Genomic DNA, 16,273 nt, shown 5'->3' on the forward strand with positions numbered 1-16,273 from the left:
GAACGGAGTCATCGCGTGTTTTCGATTTTTCACCGCCAACGCCTTACCACCCTCTCGCTGATCACCGCCGCCCTCACCCTCGCCGCCTGCCACAGCGCCACCGCGCCGGAACTGCCGCCCGCCCCGGAGCTCGGCTCGGGCTATCGCACCGACATGAGCCCCCGCAACGCCGAGCGCCACATGGCCGCCGCCGCCAACCCGCTGGCCGCCGAAGCCGGGCGCGAGATATTGCGCAAGGGCGGCTCGGCCATCGACGCCGCGATTGCCATGCAGGCCGTGCTGACCCTGGTGGAGCCGCAGTCCTCCGGGATCGGCGGCGGTGCGTTTATCATGCTGTGGGACGGCAAAAAGGTGCAGGCCTATGACGGTCGCGAAACCGCACCGGCGGGCGCTACCGAGCGGTTGTTCCTCAACGCCGACGGCACGCCGATGGCGTTCCCGCAGGCACAGATTGGCGGGCGCTCGGTGGCAACGCCGGGCGTGTTGCGCGCCCTGGAAATGGCCCACAAAAAGACCGGTCACCTGCAGTGGGCAACGCTGTTCGAGCCGGCCATTCGCCTGGCCGAACAGGGTTTCCCGATCTCGGCGCGCCTGCACAGCCTGATCGCCGCCGACCGTTACATGAGCCGCTCGCCGGAAATGACCGCCTACTTCCTGAACGCCGACGGCAGCCCCAAGGCCACCGGCACGCTGCTGAAAAACCCGGCGCTGGCCAACGTCTTCAAGCGCATCGCCAAGGAAGGGCCGGACGCGCTGTACTACGGCCCGATTGCCGAAGAAATCACCCGCAAGGTGCAGGGCAACAGCAATGCCGGCAGCCTGACCCTGACCGACCTCAAAGGCTACAGCGCGGTTGAGCGGGCGCCGTTGTGCACCGACTACAAGCGCTGGAAAGTCTGCGGCATGCCGCCGCCGTCGTCGGGCGGGATTGCCATCGCGCAAATCCTCGGCACGTTGCAGGCCCTGGAAGCCCGCGACCCGCGTATGGCCCTGGCACCGTTAAAGCCGGTGAAAAACGACTCCCCGGCAGGCCTGGAGCCGGTGCCCGAAGCGGTGCACCTGATCGCCGAGGCCGACCGCCTGGCCTATGCCGACCGCGCCCAGTATGTGGCGGACTCTGACTACGTGCCGGTGCCGGTTGCCGGGCTGGTCGCGCCGGATTATCTGGCCAGCCGCGCGGCACTGATTGGTGAGCGCAGCATGGGCGTCGCCAAGCCGGGCAAGCCTGCCGGGATTCAGGTGGCCTACGCGCCGGATCGCTCGCCGCTGCGTATTTCCACCTCCCAAGTGGTGGCGGTGGATGACGTGGGTGGCGCGGTGTCGATGACCACTACGGTGGAGGCCGCGTTCGGTTCCCACGTAATGGTTCAGGGCTTTTTGCTGAATAACCAGATGACTGACTTCTCGTTCATCCCTGAAGAAAATGGCCAGCCGGTGGCCAACCGGATCGAGCCGGGCAAACGCCCGCGTTCGTCCATGGCGCCGACGCTGGTGTTTGATCGCCAGAGCGGCGAGTTGGTGGCCACGGTGGGTTCGCCGGGCGGCTCGCAGATCATCGAATATGTGAGCAAATCCCTGGTGGCCATGCTCGACTGGAACCTCGACCCGCAAGCCGCCGTCGGCCTGCCCAACTTCGGCAGCCGCAACGGGGCGACCGAACTGGAAGCCGGCTTGTTCAGTGCGCCGTTGAAACAGGCGCTGAAGGACAAGGGCCACGCCCTGAGTGAAATCGACATGACCAGCGGCGCCCAGGCGATCGTTCGGGTGCGTGATGCGCAGGGCAAGGTATCGTTGATCGGCGGGGCGGACCCACGCCGTGAAGGCGAGGCCCTCGGGGACTGATGTGACTCACTGGAGAGCTGCGCGTGCACAAGGCAAATAACCTCGGCGCCCTGGTTGGCGTCGACCATGGGTTCTGTTCGATTGACGATCCATTGCGACCTGACGACGTGTTCATCTGCAAGCAGGTGCACAGCGCCACGACCATTGAATGGAGCGCGGAGCTTACGGCCAATACGGTTGAGGCCGATGGGGTTTTCAGCCGGGATGTGCAGCCGATCGCGGTGATCACTGCCGACTGTTTGCCGTTGCTGATGGCCTCGGAGAGCGGAGATTTTGTCGCGGCAACTCATGGCGGCTGGAAGGGGCTGCAAGGCGGGATTATCGCCAATGCCATGCAACGGTTCAGCGCCGAGGGTGTGGCGCTGGACCAATTGCGGGTTGCGATCGGGCCGTCGATCAAGCCTTGTTGTTATGAGGTGAGCGGCGAGTTTGTCGCGCAGTTACAGGCGAGCCAGGGTCACTTATGGCCGGACGGGAATGCGCCGTGGACGTTCGAGCAGCCGGGGCCGTTGCTGGCACCGGAGATTCAGCCGCCAGAACCCAGGCAGGCCTTGAGTGCGTGGTTTGATTTGAGTCGTTATGCGCTGATCTTGCTGGAGGCGGCGGGAATCAGGCGTGAACAGGTCGAGGTGAGTGAGGTGTGTACGTATTGCACCTCGCCGGCGTTTGCGAGTTATCGCCGAAGGACCCATGACAGCACGGAGCGCAAGACGTTGTTGTATTCGTGGATTGCTCGCGCAGAGTGATGGGAAGCCCCCTACAGTTCTCGTAGCTACTAGCCTTGGGGAGCCCATAGGCTGTCATCTTTTGCGATACAACGCTTCTTGAATACCACTCCATCCGCTGACATTTTCTGGCCCCGCCATTCCTTGCCAGAGGCTACGTCAAAGACGTAGAATTTTGCGTGTTAACGATCATCGAGTCGCCACTATTCAGCAAGCTATGGCCCGATTACTGGACCGAAGAAGAACGGGGTATTTTTATGGCTTTTCTCGCCAACCACCCCGACTCAGGAACTGTCATTCCAGGATCTGGTGGTTGCCGAAAAGTACGCTGGAGCCTTGAAGGCCGAGGCAAGAGCAGCTCAGTGCGGATCATCTACACAACACAATTGGCGTGTGGTGCACTGGTTGCCCTGCTGATTTATGGCAAAGGTGCCACCGAGAATATTCCCGCGCATGTCCTCTACAAAATCGCCAAGGAAATGAACCATGCCACTCACTGAGAAACAACTTAAGGAACGTGACGCCAAACGCAACATCGGCGAGGAATTGCTGGCTGCCGTTATTGATGTCAAGGAAGGTCGTCATGGCCAGGTCCATCACGTCGAAATCACCCAAGCCGCCGAGGCCCGAAGTAAAACTGGGCTGTCGCAACCCAAGTTCGCCGAATTGCTGGGAGTCTCTGTACGAACGCTTCAAGAATGGGAGCAAGGCCGCCGCTCTCCGTCCGGCGCAGCACGTTCATTGCTGCATATAGCAGCCATCAGGCCGGACGTTTTTCGAGAAGTCCTCAGTAACGCCTGATGGCATTCCTGGGCTACCGGCTGATCTTCAGCCCCTTACGCCCCGCATGCCGCTCCAGCGCCAGCTCGATCAACCGGCTTACCAGCTCGCTGTAGCTCATGCCCGCCGCCTGCCACAACTTGGGGTACATGCTGATGCGGGTAAAACCCGGCAACGAGTTGATCTCGTTGATCAGCACCTCGCCCTCGTCCGTCAGAAACACATCCACCCGCGCCAGCCCGGCACAGCCCAACGTCTCAAACGCTTCGATGGCCAAGGCGCGAATGCGCTCGCTGTCTTCAACACTGATGTCCGCCGGCACCACCACTTGGGCCGCCTGGTCATCGATGTATTTGCTGTCGTAGGAGTAGAAACCGTCCCGCACCACGATCTCGCCGCAACCACTGGCGATGGGATTCTCGTTGCCCAACACGGCGCATTCGATTTCCCGGCCTTTTACCGCCGACTCCACCAGCACCTTTTCATCAAACCCGAGGGCCAGTTCTACGGCGGCCTGATATTCAGCCTCGCTGCTCACCTTGCTCACGCCCACGGATGAACCCTGGTTCGCGGGTTTCACGAACATCGGCACTCCGAGTTTCTGCCGGGCTTGTTCGAAGGTGGTTCGCGCCGCCGTGCGACGGTTGAGGGTGATGAACGGTGTCACGGCAATCCCGGCATCGCGCAGCAGGCGTTTGCTGATGTCCTTGTCCATGCACACGGCCGACCCCAGCACATCGGAGCCGACAAACGGCAAGTCCGCCATGCGCAGCAGGCCTTGCAGGCAGCCATCTTCGCCGAGGGTGCCGTGGACGATCGGGAAGATCACGTCGACATGTTCCAGGGTGGCCTGGCTGGCGGTTTCCACCAGTTGCTGGCTGGCCTTGCCCGGCACCACGGCCAGTTCACGGTTGGATTGATTGAGGGCGATCAGCGCCGGGTTTTCCTCGTTGAGCAAAAAGCCCGAGGTGTCGTTGAGGTGCCAGTGGCCGGCCTTGTCGATGCCGATCAGGATCGGCTCGAAGCGCGAACGGTCCAGTGCATCGACGATGTTGCGCGCCGATTGCAGCGACACTTCGTGCTCGGCCGAACGGCCACCAAAAATAATCCCTACCCGCAGCTTGCTCATGATCGGCCTCACGTTTGAAAGTAAGGCTTCTTACCATGAGCCGTCAGCGATTCGCTACCAGCGTGGCCCCGAACAGCACATAACAACCACCGGCAAACCGGTCCAGCCACTTGCGCGAGCGGCTGTAGACGTTGGCCATGCGTTCACTGGAAAACACCAGCGCCACGCAGGAATACCAACTGAACGACAGCGTCGCCATGGTGATCACGGCCAGGGTCAGCAGCATCGGCGACGGTGACGGCGGCATGGTGGATGCAAAGATCGTCGCGACGAACAGCGCCGCCTTGGGGTTGGACAGGTTACCCAGCAAACCCAGGCGCCAGGCAGAGAACAGCGAGCGACGCGGTTCGTCGGGCAACAGATTCTGGGCCATCGACGGTGCCGAGCGTTTGAACAGCTTCAACCCCAGGTAAATCAGGTAGCAGCCGCCGATGATCTTGAACGCCAGGTACAACATGGGCGCGGCAGTGAACAACGACTTGATCCCCAAGCCGCCTGCCAGGCCCCACATCACGGTGCCGGTGGCCACGCCAGCCGACGCCACCACGCCATGGCGGCGTGAACAACTGGCGGCCAGTTGCGCGGTGTTGAAGAAGTTCGGGCCGGGCGTCACCACCGCGACGGTCCAGAGCAAGGCCAGCGACAACAACGGCGCGGCATACGGCAGGCTGGGGAAAAGCATCGATTGATCCATCCTTAAGGGAATTAAAAGATCCTTGCCGTTTACAGCTCAGGTTCGGGTTCGTGCACCAACAGGTCGCCCGGCTGACACTCCAGATACTTGCAGATCGCGTCCAGGGTCGCCAGCCGTATGCCCTTGACCTTGCCTTGCTTGAGCAATGACAGGTTTTGTTCGGTGATACCAATGGCGGCGGCCAGGTCCTTGGACTTGACCTTGCGCCGGGCGAGCATAACGTCCAACTCAATGACAATAGACATGCTGTTCTCAAACAAACGTGCGGTTTTCAGAATCCACTTCACTGGCCTGCCACAGGATACGCGCGATCACCGAGATGCAGCCGGCGAGAAACAGCGCAACGATGCTGGGCGGGGTAAAACTCAAGGTGAGCAGCCGCTGGCCAACCGGCTCATTCATCGTGACCCAGACACTGAGCAATGGCTCGCACAGAAAATCCAGCAACACCCACAGTGCCACGGCCCGGCCTACTTTACCCAAGTGCTGGGCGGCGGCGCTGGAAAAATACTCGCCACGGGCATAGTTCTGAAACAGCTGGCGCAAATGATTCAAGCCCGACACCAGCGCCATCAGGGGAATGCTGGAGAGCAGGACACCGCCCAGGGTCTGCCACCAAGGGAACGCCGCCACCATCTCGGCCCGCCCCTCGATCTGTTGGGCACTCAAGGCGAAACCAAACCCGACCGAAGCGCTTTGTACCGGGTAAAGCCACGCGGTGGTATTGAGCAGCAGCATCGCGACAATCAACAGCAGGGTGAGCAGTGCCATGCGCTGGCTAAGTTGGGCAAGACGTTGGGAATTCATGGGTAAGCCTCGGGGGTTAATGTGTGGCGAAAAATAAACGATAAATTATCGTAAAACAATCATTTTTTAATGATTTGCGATATCCACGTATAAACCGGATCCCTGCCCCCGTCGTTCCGGTGCTGGCACAATCGTTCAAGACCACGGCAGACAGCCCGGTCACACTGGGTTAACGTATTTGCGTCCCGACTTGCGGCTTTCACCATGACCAAACCCTCTCTCGACTGGCTGCACCGCGCGCCCCACGCCAGTGGCCTGGAGCGTATCGAGGCGTATTTTGCCGGGTTTGGCTTCGACCCCCATCGCCACGACACCTACGCCATCGGCCGCACCCTGTTCGGCGTGCAGAGTTTTCACTATCGCGGCGGCATGACCCACAGCCTGCCGGGGCGGACCATGGTGATCCATCCCGACGAAGTGCATGACGGTTGGGCCGGCAGCGAGGAAGGCTTCAAATACCGGATGATCTACGTGGAGCCGGCGCTGATCCAGCAGGTGCTCGGCGGCAAGCCGTTGCCGTTTATTCCCGGCGGGCTGTCCAGCGACCCGTGGCTGTACCGCGCCAGCGAGGTGTTGCTGCAAAGCCTGGATTGCCCGATTGATCCGTTGCAGGAACAGGACGCGATGTTTGACCTGGCCCAGGCGCTGAACAATGCGTCGGGCATCACGGTGAACCGCAAGACCTTCGACTACCGCGCCGCCGAGCGCGCGCGGGAATTTATCCACAGCGCGCTGGGCCGCCCGATCACCCTCGATGAGATGGCGGAATACGCCAACCGCGACCGCTGGGCGTTGTCGCGGGATTTTCGATTGTTGTTTGGTACCAGCCCTTATCGCTACCTGACCATGCGTCGCCTGGACCTGGTGCGCAGCCTGCTGGGCCAGGGCCAGTCACTGGTGGATGCCGCGCTGACCGCCGGATTCACCGACCAGAGCCACATGACCCGCCAGTTTCGCAGCACCTTCGGCATGCCGCCGTCGCGCTGGGTGAAGATGCTCGGGCGCTGAAATCCCGCCTGGAAACGCGATCAACCTGTGGGAGCTGGCTTGCCTGCGATGGCGGTGGATCAGTTAATAAATTGTTGGCTGACACTCCGCCATCGCAGGCAAGCCAGCTCCCACAGTTGATTTATGTCGCTGCTGAAATCGCATCCGACTCTATAGCGCGCTCTTTAAGTGCTAACGCCAGAACCGCCCCCGCCAGGGCAATCGCCGCGCTCCACCACAACGCCAGTTCAATCCCGCCTGCCTGCGCCGCGCCCGTCGCCCCTCCGGCGTTCGCCAATGACACCAGCAACGCCAGCCCCAGTGCGCCGCCAATCTGCTGGCTGGTGGACGCCATGCCCGCCGCCACGCCCTGCTCTCCTGGCCGAATGCCCAGGCCGGCAGCCACCCACATTGCCGTCCAGGTCATGCCCTGGCCAATACTCAGGATGAAAATCCCCGGCAGCAACGACCAGAACCCCGCCCCCGTCGGCAACGCCACACATACCAAAGCGATACCCACCGCGCCCGCCAACTGGCCGCTGACCAGGGTGTTGCGCAACCCCAGCCGCGCCAATGAACGCTCCGCCAGCCAGATACCCGCGGTGCACACCAGCGTCGCCGGCAAAAACGCCAACCCCGCCTGCAACACGCTGTAGCCGTAGACCTGCTGGTAGTACACCGCCAGAAAGTAGTACTGCACGCCAAAGCTGCTCATGAACACCGCCGTCAACACCATGGCCATGCGCAACTCGCGATAGCCCAACAAGCGAAGCGGCATCAACGGATCACGGCCCCGGTGTTCGATCCACGCAAATAACCCGAGCAGCACCAACGCCAGGGCCATGCAGCCCAGGGTCGACGGCGCCGCCCAGCCCCACTCCGGCCCCTGCACCAGGGAGAACACCAGCAAGGTGCCGCCCAGCGTCACGGTCAACGCGCCGCTGATATCAAAGTTGCGCCCAAGGGCCCGTTCGCCATCGGCGGGAATCCAGTAGCGCGCCGCCAGGGCACAGGCACCGGCCAACGGCACGTTCACCAGGAACACCGCTTCCCAGCCCCAGGCCTGGGTCAGCACGCCACCGAGCAACGCGCCCAATGCCAGGCCCGCCGCAGACGCCGCGCTCCACACGGCAAACGCCCGATTACGCGCAGGCCCTTCGGCGTAGTGGGTGTTGATCAGCGCCAGCGTGGCCGGGAACAACAGCGCGCCGCCCACGCCCTGCACCGCCCGGGCCAGCACCAGCAGCAAGGCGCTGCCACCGAGCACCGCCGCCAGGGAAGACAGCGCGTACAGCGACTGGCCGAGCATGTACAAGCGCCGCTTGCCCAACAGGTCCGCCGACCGACCGCCCAGCAACAGGAAGCCACCAAACGCCACGCTGTAGGCACTGACCACCCACTGCAATTGCTGGGCAGAAAAACCCAGGTGGCTGCCGATTTGCGGCAGCGCGACAAACACAATGGTCGCGTCGAGGGCGATGATCAGTTGCGCGGTTGCCAGCAGCAACAGCATCCAGCCAGAGGGTCGAGAAGAAGACATCACAGCGTCCTGCCTGAAAATGAGAGGCGCCAGTTTCTTTCATGCCCAACAGATGATAAATAGCCCTATCACTCTTTCAGTAATGACTTTAATCATGGATCTGAATGCTGTTCGCCTGCTGGTGCGCGTCGCCGAAACCCGCAGTTTCACTCGCGCCGCCGGAGACCTGGGGCTGACCCAATCGGGCTTGTCCCGGGCCATTTCCCGACTGGAAAACCAGCTGGGTGTGCGCCTGCTGCAACGCAACACCCGCAGCGTCAGCCTCACGCCCGACGGGCAGATGCTGTATGAACGCAGCGCGCCGCTGCTGGCGGAACTGGCCGAAGCTGAGCGGCAAATGCTCGACCGCCGTGCCTCACCGTCCGGTTTGCTGAAGATCAGCACGCCCTCGTTGTTTGGCCGCAAGGTGGTGATGCCGGTGATCGGCGAGCTGACCCTGCAATACCCCGACCTGCGCATTGAAGCGGTAATGACCGACCGCCTGGTGGACATCGTCGACGAAGGCTTTGACGCCTTGCTGCGCACCGGCGACATCCAGGACCAACGCCTGATCGCCCGGGCACTGCCACCGCTGCGCTGGGTCACCGTCGCCGCCCCGGCTTATCTCGCGCGTTTTGGTACGCCGCAGACCGTCGATGAACTCCAGGACCATAATTGCCTGACCGTGCGCAACCTGCGCACCAGCCGGCTGGTGGACTGGCAGTTCATGCTCGATGGCAGGGTGCAGGACGTGAGTGTCGAGGGGCGGTTGATCTTTGATATCGGCGATGCGCTGGTGGACGGCGCGCTGGGCGGATTCGGCATCGCCCAGGTGATGGACTTTGCGGTGCGGGAAGATCTGGCGGCCGGGCGCCTGGTGCCCTTGCTGGAGGAATTTGCCGGGCGCAGTCGGGCGATATCGCTGGTGTATCCGCCATCGCGGCAGTACTCGCCGAAGTTGATGGCGTTTGCCGAGGCACTCAGCAAAGCCCAGTGGTAACACAACCTTTGTGGCGAGGGAGCTTGCTCCCGCTCGGCTGCGCAGCAGTCGTATATCTACCGACCAAGTGTATTGGCAGGAAACAATGGGACCGCTTCGCGCTCCAGCGGGAGCAAGCTCCCTCGCCACAAAACCAGGCTGTACCGGAAGAATTGGCACTGGGCTTAAAGCTGTCGCCCATCAATCGGCTCACCAATCGTCAGGAAATGCCCGCCCGCCACATGGTGCAAGGTACGCAGCGCATCCTGCCCTTCGAAATGCCAGCGACCGTCGCTGAATACGCGCTCATCAGCCTGGGCGGCCACCACTTCGGCGAGGAACAGATCGTAGGTCTGCTGGTTATGCGGTTCCGGCAGCAAGCGGCATTCCAGCCACGCCACGCAGCCTTCAAGCATCGGCGCTTCGGTGTGTTCGCCGCTGAACGTCTGCAAGTCATATGCGGCGAACTTGTCGGTCTCGCTGCCGGTGGTGTTGCCCACGGTCTGCACGATATCGGCCTGGGCCGCACACGGTACGTTGAGCACGAAAGTGCCGGCGCCTTCGAGCAGTTGCCGGGTCCAGGTGGCCTTATCCAGCACGACGGCGACTTTGGGCGGCTCGAAATCCAGCGGCATCGCCCATGCCGCAGCCATGATGTTGCGCTGGCCGTTGTGCGCGGCGCTGACCAGTACGGTCGGGCCGTGGTTGAGCAAGCGGTAGGCCTTGGACAGCGGGACGGGACGGCGATGGTTAGGGCTCATGGACGAAAGGCTCGGAAAAAAAACCTACGATACCTCAAGCATGAGCCCGGGTGACTAGCTGCTCAGTTGATTGGCGAATTGCCCTACAGCGCTGACCACTTTCTGGGCGCCGTCCTGGATCTCGACGATCACCGTACCCGCCTCGGCCGCCAGGGCCAGGCCTTGCTCGGCCTGCAGGCGGCCATCGGTCATCAGCGCCACTGCATCGCGGGCCATGTCCTGGTTCTGGCGCACCACGCCGACGATTTCCTCGGTGGCCTTGCTGGTACGCGACGCCAGTTGCCGAACCTCATCGGCCACCACCGCAAAACCACGGCCTTGCTCACCGGCACGGGCGGCTTCGATGGCGGCGTTGAGCGCCAGCAGGTTGGTCTGCTCGGCGATGCCGCTGATGGTCTTGACGATGCTGCCAATCACCTGGGACTGGGCGTTCAGCGCTTCAATGCCCTCACCCGCCTGCTCCATGTGCTTGGCCAGGTCGCGCATCACCTCCACCGCCTGGGTGACCACGGTGGTGCCGCGCTGGGCGCTGCTGTCGGTGTGCAGCGAGGTGCTGTAGGCGATGTTGGCCGCGTCGGCCACGGCCTGTTCCTGGTTGACCTGGTCGGTGATCACCGTGGCGAACTTGACCACTTTGTACAGCCGCTCGTTGGCGTCGAGCACCGGGTTATACGACGCCTCCAGCCACACCACCCGCCCGTGGCTGTCCACCCGCTTGAAGCGCCCCGCGACGAATTCACCGGCGTTCAGGCGCTTCCAGAACTGCTGGTACTCGGCGCTGCCGGCATCCTGCGGCTCACAGAATATCCGGTGATGTTTGCCCTGGATCTGCGCCAGGCTGTAACCCATGCCGTTGAGGAAACGGTCGTTGGCCGTCAGTACATTACCGTTGAGGTCGAACTCGATCACTGCCGTGGAACGCACCAGCGCGGTGATCAGGTTTTCGTGCTCGCGGGACGCCTCGATAGTGCGGGTCAGGTCGCTGGAGTACATCGAAATATGCTTGATACGCCCGTCACTGCCACGCACCGGTTGCACGATGGAGCGCAGCCACGCCTCATTGCCGTTGCCGCGCATCAGGCGTACGGAACCGGCGAAGTGTTCGCCACGCACCAGGGCGTTCGTGAAGCGCAGTTGAAAGGTGTCGTGCTTGACGTGCGCCGGCACCAGATCCTCGATCAGGCGGCCTTGCAGCTGGCTTGCCTGGTAAGCCATCTCTTGAAGGAAGATGGCATTGACGGACTCGATGCGCCCTTCGGGATCCAGGGTCAGGGCCATCATTTCGCTTTCCAGGCTCTCCTTGACCTGCTGCAAACTGGATAATTCTTCGCGAAGAGCAGACAGCTCCTGCTTGAGACGGGTGTTGAACATGGAGGCACCGGTGGGCAAATGAGGGCGGGATCTGACCTGCATCGGCGCTGCCGGCATTTTCTTAAGAGAGCTTTAGCCCATTGCCCAACTATATTTTTTCAGCCCCTCAACTGCCGTTGTTACGGCAGATGCCCATCACTTGGTAGTGGAGCGTGTTGAGCTTGCCGGTGGAGTCTTCGTAGGTCATGCGTGACGGCACCGCGCTGCACGAGCGGATCGGCGGCGTGACATTCACCACCTTGGCAATGTCCAGCTTCATGCCGTAGCGATACACCAGCACCTCGGGCGCGGGCTTGCCCTTTCTGGCGGCGTAGGCGGCCATGGCTTGCTCATTGTTTTGCATCAATTGGGCGAAGGTGCGGTCGCCTCCACCTTCGGCCATCGCGCTGGCGGAAACGATCAGGGCCAATGCAGCGACAGTGGTTTTCAGGGTATTCATGAGGGTGTCCTCGTCTGACTTATTGAATTAAAAGTTCAGAGCAAGAATAACTAACCAAGCCTGTCGCAACGTTCACCGAAAGATTACTTATCCGTTATGTTTTATTGAAATTCCAAAATTGTAATCTGTGCGCCACCTCGCCGTTATCTCGTGTTTGCAACTATCTGCCCGGGCACCATCACAACAAGAATGCCCCATCGATAAGAAGCTGATAGCTGCCACTACCGAGGAGCGCTACATGAGCACTAACCGCACATTTTCACTCTCCATGATTGCCGCCCTGGCGGGGCTCACCCCGCTGTCAGGCATGGCCGTGGAAGAAAAACCCGAAGGGTTTATCGAAGGCAGCACCTTGAACGTGCTGGCCCGCAACTTCTACTTCAACCGCGATGACCGCAAGGGCCAGTCGAGCCCCACCGGCAATGGCTATTCCGAAGCCTGGGCCCAGGGTTTTATCGGCAAGTTCGAATCCGGATTCACTCAGGGTCCGGTGGGTTTCGGCCTCGATGCGTTTGCGATGTATGGCCTGAAACTCGACTCCGGCACCGGTCGCAGCGGCGGCAAGGGCTCGTTCGGCGTACTGCCGGTAGACAGCGACAACCACCCCGAGGACGGCTACAGCAAGCTCGGCGGCGCGGTAAAAGTGCGCCTGCTGGATACCGTGATCAAGGCCGGTGACGTGTTCCCGCTGACCCCGGTGGTGGCCTACGGCGACTCGCGGGTGTTGCCGGAAAGCTTCCGTGGCGTCACCGCGCAAAACACCAGCATTGACGGCTTGAGCTTGCAGGCCGGGCACTTGAGCGGCATGAGCCAGCCCACCCAGAGCGGCATGGATAAAGGCTTCGCGACCTTTTATGCGGGCAAGGTGGATTCACCCTGGATCGGCTATGCCGGCGGCGACTACCAGGTGAACAAACACCTCAGCGTCAGCCTGTACACCAGCCGCCTGAAGGATGCCTGGGACCAGTACTACTTCGGCAGCGCCGCCAGCTACCCGCTGAACGATGACGTGTCGCTGTTTGGCGACTTCAATTATTACAAGGCCGTGGACGAGGGCAAGAAACGCCTTGGCGAGTTCGATAACAACATCTGGAGCGCCAGGCTTGGGGTCAAGGTCGGCGCCCACAGCCTGGCCCTGTCGCACCAGCGCAACAACGGCGATGACGACTTTGACTACCTGCGCATGTCGGACTCGATCTTCCTCAACAACTCGATCCAGTACAGCGACTTCAACTCGCCCAGGGAACGCTCGTGGATGCTCGCCTATAACCTCGACATGCAGGCCTTCGGCATTCCTGGCCTGACCTTCATGACCCGCTATGGCAAAGGTACCGGCGCCGACTACAGCAACGCCAACAGCGTGTACATGCGCCGTGACGCGGCCGGCGACCCGCTGACCGATCAACGCCGCTGGGAGCGGGATATCGAGGCGAAGTACGTGGTGCAGGGCGGTAACTTGAAAGACCTGTCGCTGCGTTTGCGCCAGGCGACCGTTCGCTCAAGTGCCTTTGAGTCGGACTTGGAAGAAGTTCGGTTGATTGTCGAATACCCATTGGCAATTCTGTAAATGAACACAACGGCAAATGCTTACATTCATTTGCCGTTGACTAACATCTGTTCACAAATTGAAGCCTGTCAGAACTGTAATATGCGCCTCACCTTCTCGTTAAGTTGCGCTTCATATACTGGTCACAACTAACGGCACACGCCTTATTTGGAGACACGTCATGAAGCCATTCCACCTGTTATTGATCAGTTTTCTCGGCGCCACTTCCACCCTCGCATTCGCCGACGACGGCGCCGACCGTTCCCGGCAGTTCCTCGCCGAGTTCCGCCAGCAACAGCAGCAGGTCCACGGTGAACAGTCCGTGGCCGAGACCGCGCCCGCCGACGCACAGAAGCAGTCGATCTGAACGGCGCACACCGAGCACATTCATCTCTGAAGCTTTTGTGTAGCTCCTTTGGAAAGAGATGAATTTTTAACGCCCCGGATGGGGCGTTTTTTTTGCCCGCCCGTTCTGCAACGCAACAACCAGTCACAAACTGGCTGATTGACCCTGTAGCTACTTCAGCCTTCAGGCTTCGGAAAATTCGAATTTCAGTCTCTCTCTATCAGTAAAAGGTAAACCCCCATGCGTATCCTTGTGGTTGAGGACGAGCAAAAAACCGCCGCCTACCTGCAGCAGGGCCTGACCGAAAGCGGTTACGTGGTCGACTGCGCCGCCAGCGGCGTGGACGGCCTGCACCTGGCCGGGCAACACGCCTATGAACTGGTGATTCTCGATGTAAACCTGCCGGCCAAGGACGGCTGGGAAGTGCTGGAGCAACTGCGCCGCGACAGCAACCAACGGGTGATGATGCTCACAGCCCGTGGCCGGCTGACTGACAAGATCAAGGGCCTGGACATGGGCGCCGATGATTACCTGGTCAAACCCTTCGAATTCCCCGAATTGCTGGCCCGGGTGCGTACGCTGTTGCGCCGCAGCGAGCACATACCGGTGCCGGAAGTCTTCCGCGTGTCGGACCTTGAACTGGACCCGCGCCGCCACCGCGCCTATCGCGGCACCCGGCGCATTGACCTGACCACCAAGGAGTTCGCGCTGCTGCATGTGCTGATGCGTCAGTCCGGCGAAGTGCTGACCCGCACGCAGATTATTTCCCTGGTGTGGGACATGAATTTCGACTGCGACACCAACGTGGTGGAGGTCTCCATCAGCCGCCTGCGGGCCAAGGTCGATGACCAGAGTGACGTCAAGCTGATCCATACCATTCGCGGCGTGGGCTATGTGCTGGAGGCCCGCCAATGAAAGCCAGCAGCCTGTCGATGCGCCTCGGGCTGACGGTGAGCCTGATGGGCGCGGGCCTGGTGGTGCTGCTCGCGACACTGGCCTACCTGGCGCTGACCCACGAGCTTGAGAAACTGGCGCGCAAGGGCCTGGAAAGCAAGATGGAGCAGATCCAGCACAGCCTCGCCCTCGGCCTGGACACCCGCGACATAAAGGCCCGCCCGCATTCGCTGATGGACCTGGTGATGGGGCATGACAATTTCTACCTGACCATCGTCGGCACCGCACCCGATGAGGCGGTGCTGCTGAGCGTCGGTGCCAAGCCACAGGAACCGTTGCTGACCGACTTCGCACCACGCCAGACCCTCGGTTACCTGAACTGGGACGACAGCAACGGCAACCAGGTGCTCAGCGCCTCCAGCCTGATGCGCCTGTCCAGCGGCGAACGCGTGCGGGTGCTGCTGTCCCTGGACCGCATGGACGATCAGGCATTGCTCAGTGCTTACCTGCGTTCCACGGTGATCGCCCTGCCGCTGCTGTTGCTGCTGATCGGCATCGGCGCGTGGTGGGTGGTGCAACGCGGGCTCGCACCGCTGCAACAGTTCAGCCGCGTCGCGGCCAAGGTCACCACACAGGATCTGACCCACCGCCTGGCTGTGGATAACTTGCCCAACGAGTTGGGCGAGTTGGCGCAGGGCATCAACTTCATGCTGCAGCGCCTGGATGGCGGTGTGCAGCAGCTGTCGCAGTTCTCCGATGACCTGGCCCACGAGCTGCGCGCGCCACTGACCAACTTGATGGGCAAGGCCCAGGTGACGTTGTCCCGGGAGCGACCGCCCGAGGAGTACAAGGCGGTGCTGGAATCCAGCACCGAAGAAATGGAGCGGCTGGCGCGGATCGTTTCCGACATGCTGTTCCTGGCACAGGTCAGCCACCCGGCGGCGCGGGTTTCGTTTGCGCCCGTGTCCCTGGCCGCTGAGGCACGCCGGGTGATGGAACTGTTTGCGTTGAGTGCCGAAGACAAGCAACTGAGCCTGAGCCTTCACGGTGATGCCTCGGTGCATGGCGATCGCCTGATGATTCAGCGGGCGATTTCCAACTTGTTGTCCAATGCCATCCGTCATACGCCACACGCTTCCACGGTGTCGTTGCAGGTGGAAACCCACGGGCAGCAAGTCTCGCTGTCGGTGGGCAACCCGGGCCCGGGGATTGAAGCGCACCACCTGCCGAACCTGTTCGAGCGTTTCTACCGCGTCGACAGCAGCCGCGCCCGCTCCGAAGGGGGGACCGGGCTGGGGCTGGCCATCGTGCGGTCGATCATGACCCTGCATCAAGGCCGGGCAGAAGTCAGCAGCGAGCCCGGAGATTTCACTGTGTTTCGGTTGGTGTTTCCCCTTCATACCAACGCTATCTGCCAATAACCCATTGTGGTGAGGGAGGCCCCACCCCGTCTT

At 61.6% G+C, this 16,273-nt stretch carries 18 protein-coding genes and 1 pseudogene; 10 read left to right on the forward strand and 9 right to left on the reverse strand.

The features are described from left to right. Positions 1 to 15 precede the first annotated feature (15 nt). The 4 genes from ggt to HX811_RS11655 all read left to right on the forward strand — a co-directional run bounded on the left by ggt (position 16) and on the right by HX811_RS11655 (position 3,368). Positions 16 to 1,842, forward strand: coding sequence for a gamma-glutamyltransferase (ggt, locus tag HX811_RS11640; protein WP_177045995.1), 1,827 nt, complete (start codon positions 16 to 18; stop codon positions 1,840 to 1,842). Between the two features lie 23 nt (positions 1,843 to 1,865). Continuing rightward, positions 1,866 to 2,588: a polyphenol oxidase family protein gene (locus HX811_RS11645; protein WP_177045997.1), complete on the forward strand. Its 723-nt coding sequence runs from the start codon at positions 1,866 to 1,868 to the stop codon at positions 2,586 to 2,588. 158 nt (positions 2,589 to 2,746) lie between these two features. Next, the gene (locus HX811_RS11650; protein WP_087693782.1) at positions 2,747 to 3,067 is read left to right on the forward strand and encodes a transcriptional regulator; all 321 of its coding nucleotides are present in this window, start codon (positions 2,747 to 2,749) and stop codon (positions 3,065 to 3,067) included. Then, positions 3,054 to 3,368 carry a DNA-binding transcriptional regulator gene (locus HX811_RS11655; RefSeq protein WP_010177068.1) on the forward strand — a complete coding sequence of 105 codons (315 nt, stop codon included), beginning with the start codon at positions 3,054 to 3,056 and terminating at the stop codon, positions 3,366 to 3,368. The genes HX811_RS11650 and HX811_RS11655 overlap by 14 nt, the downstream gene beginning before the upstream one ends. A gap of 13 nt (positions 3,369 to 3,381) precedes the next feature. On the opposite strand, the gene ddlA is transcribed toward HX811_RS11655, so the two are convergent. The 4 genes from ddlA to HX811_RS11675 are packed head-to-tail and all read right to left on the reverse strand — an operon-like array spanning position 3,382 to position 5,977. Further along, on the reverse strand, positions 3,382 to 4,476 hold the full coding sequence (gene ddlA, locus HX811_RS11660) for a D-alanine--D-alanine ligase (protein WP_010177069.1): 1,095 nt from the start codon (positions 4,474 to 4,476) through the stop codon (positions 3,382 to 3,384). Positions 4,477 to 4,519: 43 nt separating this feature from the next. Then, the gene (locus HX811_RS11665) at positions 4,520 to 5,158 is read right to left on the reverse strand and encodes a LysE family transporter (RefSeq protein WP_177045999.1); all 639 of its coding nucleotides are present in this window, start codon (positions 5,156 to 5,158) and stop codon (positions 4,520 to 4,522) included. Positions 5,159 to 5,199: 41 nt separating this feature from the next. Continuing rightward, on the reverse strand, positions 5,200 to 5,415 hold the full coding sequence (locus HX811_RS11670) for a helix-turn-helix transcriptional regulator (protein ID WP_010177071.1): 216 nt from the start codon (positions 5,413 to 5,415) through the stop codon (positions 5,200 to 5,202). A gap of 7 nt (positions 5,416 to 5,422) precedes the next feature. Next, positions 5,423 to 5,977 carry a DUF2975 domain-containing protein gene (locus HX811_RS11675; RefSeq protein ID WP_010177072.1) on the reverse strand — a complete coding sequence of 185 codons (555 nt, stop codon included), beginning with the start codon at positions 5,975 to 5,977 and terminating at the stop codon, positions 5,423 to 5,425. A 204-nt stretch (positions 5,978 to 6,181) separates the two neighbouring features. Between HX811_RS11675 and HX811_RS11680 the strand changes: the two genes are divergently transcribed. Beyond that, positions 6,182 to 6,985 carry an AraC family transcriptional regulator gene (locus HX811_RS11680; RefSeq protein ID WP_010177073.1) on the forward strand — a complete coding sequence of 268 codons (804 nt, stop codon included), beginning with the start codon at positions 6,182 to 6,184 and terminating at the stop codon, positions 6,983 to 6,985. A 121-nt stretch (positions 6,986 to 7,106) separates the two neighbouring features. On the opposite strand, the gene HX811_RS11685 is transcribed toward HX811_RS11680, so the two are convergent. After that, entirely contained in the window at positions 7,107 to 8,477 is a 1,371-nt protein-coding gene (locus HX811_RS11685; protein ID WP_218172300.1) for an MFS transporter, read from the reverse strand. A 121-nt stretch (positions 8,478 to 8,598) separates the two neighbouring features. Between HX811_RS11685 and HX811_RS11690 the strand changes: the two genes are divergently transcribed. Beyond that, a complete protein-coding gene (locus HX811_RS11690; protein WP_102368105.1) occupies positions 8,599 to 9,483 on the forward strand; it encodes a LysR family transcriptional regulator in 885 nt (294 codons plus the stop codon). 164 nt (positions 9,484 to 9,647) lie between these two features. On the opposite strand, the gene HX811_RS11695 is transcribed toward HX811_RS11690, so the two are convergent. The 4 genes and pseudogenes from HX811_RS11695 to HX811_RS11705 form a co-directional block, all read right to left on the reverse strand. Next, positions 9,648 to 10,223 carry a flavin reductase family protein gene (locus HX811_RS11695; RefSeq protein ID WP_003214424.1) on the reverse strand — a complete coding sequence of 192 codons (576 nt, stop codon included), beginning with the start codon at positions 10,221 to 10,223 and terminating at the stop codon, positions 9,648 to 9,650. Between the two features lie 54 nt (positions 10,224 to 10,277). Next, the gene (locus HX811_RS32220) at positions 10,278 to 10,709 is read right to left on the reverse strand and encodes a methyl-accepting chemotaxis protein (RefSeq protein ID WP_371132413.1); all 432 of its coding nucleotides are present in this window, start codon (positions 10,707 to 10,709) and stop codon (positions 10,278 to 10,280) included. 108 nt (positions 10,710 to 10,817) lie between these two features. Next, positions 10,818 to 11,651, reverse strand: a pseudogene (locus HX811_RS32225) (PAS domain-containing protein); the annotation flags it as partial. 49 nt (positions 11,652 to 11,700) lie between these two features. Next, on the reverse strand, positions 11,701 to 12,033 hold the full coding sequence (locus tag HX811_RS11705; RefSeq protein WP_177022676.1) for a DUF2790 domain-containing protein: 333 nt from the start codon (positions 12,031 to 12,033) through the stop codon (positions 11,701 to 11,703). A gap of 238 nt (positions 12,034 to 12,271) precedes the next feature. Here HX811_RS11705 and HX811_RS11710 point away from each other — a divergent pair, with 238 nt between their 5' ends. From HX811_RS11710 to HX811_RS11725, 4 genes are all read left to right on the forward strand, one after another. After that, the gene (locus tag HX811_RS11710; RefSeq protein ID WP_134325732.1) at positions 12,272 to 13,600 is read left to right on the forward strand and encodes an OprD family porin; all 1,329 of its coding nucleotides are present in this window, start codon (positions 12,272 to 12,274) and stop codon (positions 13,598 to 13,600) included. A 160-nt stretch (positions 13,601 to 13,760) separates the two neighbouring features. Then, a complete protein-coding gene (locus HX811_RS11715; RefSeq protein ID WP_177046005.1) occupies positions 13,761 to 13,946 on the forward strand; it encodes a hypothetical protein in 186 nt (61 codons plus the stop codon). Between the two features lie 219 nt (positions 13,947 to 14,165). Further along, positions 14,166 to 14,840 (forward strand): heavy metal response regulator transcription factor, encoded by a 675-nt coding sequence (locus HX811_RS11720; RefSeq protein WP_003214417.1) that lies wholly within the window; start codon positions 14,166 to 14,168, stop codon positions 14,838 to 14,840. Further along, the gene (locus HX811_RS11725) at positions 14,837 to 16,240 is read left to right on the forward strand and encodes a heavy metal sensor histidine kinase (protein ID WP_177020529.1); all 1,404 of its coding nucleotides are present in this window, start codon (positions 14,837 to 14,839) and stop codon (positions 16,238 to 16,240) included. The genes HX811_RS11720 and HX811_RS11725 overlap by 4 nt, the downstream gene beginning before the upstream one ends. The last annotated feature ends 33 nt before the right edge of the window (positions 16,241 to 16,273 follow it).

It is taken from the genome of Pseudomonas sp. F8002 (assembly GCF_013385495.1).
Taxonomy (GTDB): domain Bacteria; phylum Pseudomonadota; class Gammaproteobacteria; order Pseudomonadales; family Pseudomonadaceae; genus Aquipseudomonas.

Coding starts and splice junctions, on each gene's coding strand:
- HX811_RS11715 (WP_177046005.1), top strand. CDS start 13,761: ATGAAGCCATTCCACCTGTTATTGATCAGTTTTCTCGGCGCCACTTCC.
- HX811_RS11710 (WP_134325732.1), top strand. CDS start 12,272: ATGAGCACTAACCGCACATTTTCACTCTCCATGATTGCCGCCCTGGCG.
- HX811_RS11690 (WP_102368105.1), top strand. CDS start 8,599: ATGGATCTGAATGCTGTTCGCCTGCTGGTGCGCGTCGCCGAAACCCGC.
- HX811_RS11675 (WP_010177072.1), bottom strand. CDS start 5,977: ATGAATTCCCAACGTCTTGCCCAACTTAGCCAGCGCATGGCACTGCTC.
- HX811_RS11680 (WP_010177073.1), top strand. CDS start 6,182: ATGACCAAACCCTCTCTCGACTGGCTGCACCGCGCGCCCCACGCCAGT.
- HX811_RS11725 (WP_177020529.1), top strand. CDS start 14,837: ATGAAAGCCAGCAGCCTGTCGATGCGCCTCGGGCTGACGGTGAGCCTG.
- HX811_RS11665 (WP_177045999.1), bottom strand. CDS start 5,158: ATGCTTTTCCCCAGCCTGCCGTATGCCGCGCCGTTGTTGTCGCTGGCC.
- ddlA (WP_010177069.1), bottom strand. CDS start 4,476: ATGAGCAAGCTGCGGGTAGGGATTATTTTTGGTGGCCGTTCGGCCGAG.
- HX811_RS11685 (WP_218172300.1), bottom strand. CDS start 8,477: ATGCTGTTGCTGCTGGCAACCGCGCAACTGATCATCGCCCTCGACGCG.
- HX811_RS11705 (WP_177022676.1), bottom strand. CDS start 12,033: ATGAATACCCTGAAAACCACTGTCGCTGCATTGGCCCTGATCGTTTCC.
- HX811_RS32220 (WP_371132413.1), bottom strand. CDS start 10,709: ATGCGCGACCTGGCCAAGCACATGGAGCAGGCGGGTGAGGGCATTGAA.
- HX811_RS11695 (WP_003214424.1), bottom strand. CDS start 10,223: ATGAGCCCTAACCATCGCCGTCCCGTCCCGCTGTCCAAGGCCTACCGC.
- HX811_RS11655 (WP_010177068.1), top strand. CDS start 3,054: ATGCCACTCACTGAGAAACAACTTAAGGAACGTGACGCCAAACGCAAC.
- HX811_RS11720 (WP_003214417.1), top strand. CDS start 14,166: ATGCGTATCCTTGTGGTTGAGGACGAGCAAAAAACCGCCGCCTACCTG.
- HX811_RS11670 (WP_010177071.1), bottom strand. CDS start 5,415: ATGTCTATTGTCATTGAGTTGGACGTTATGCTCGCCCGGCGCAAGGTC.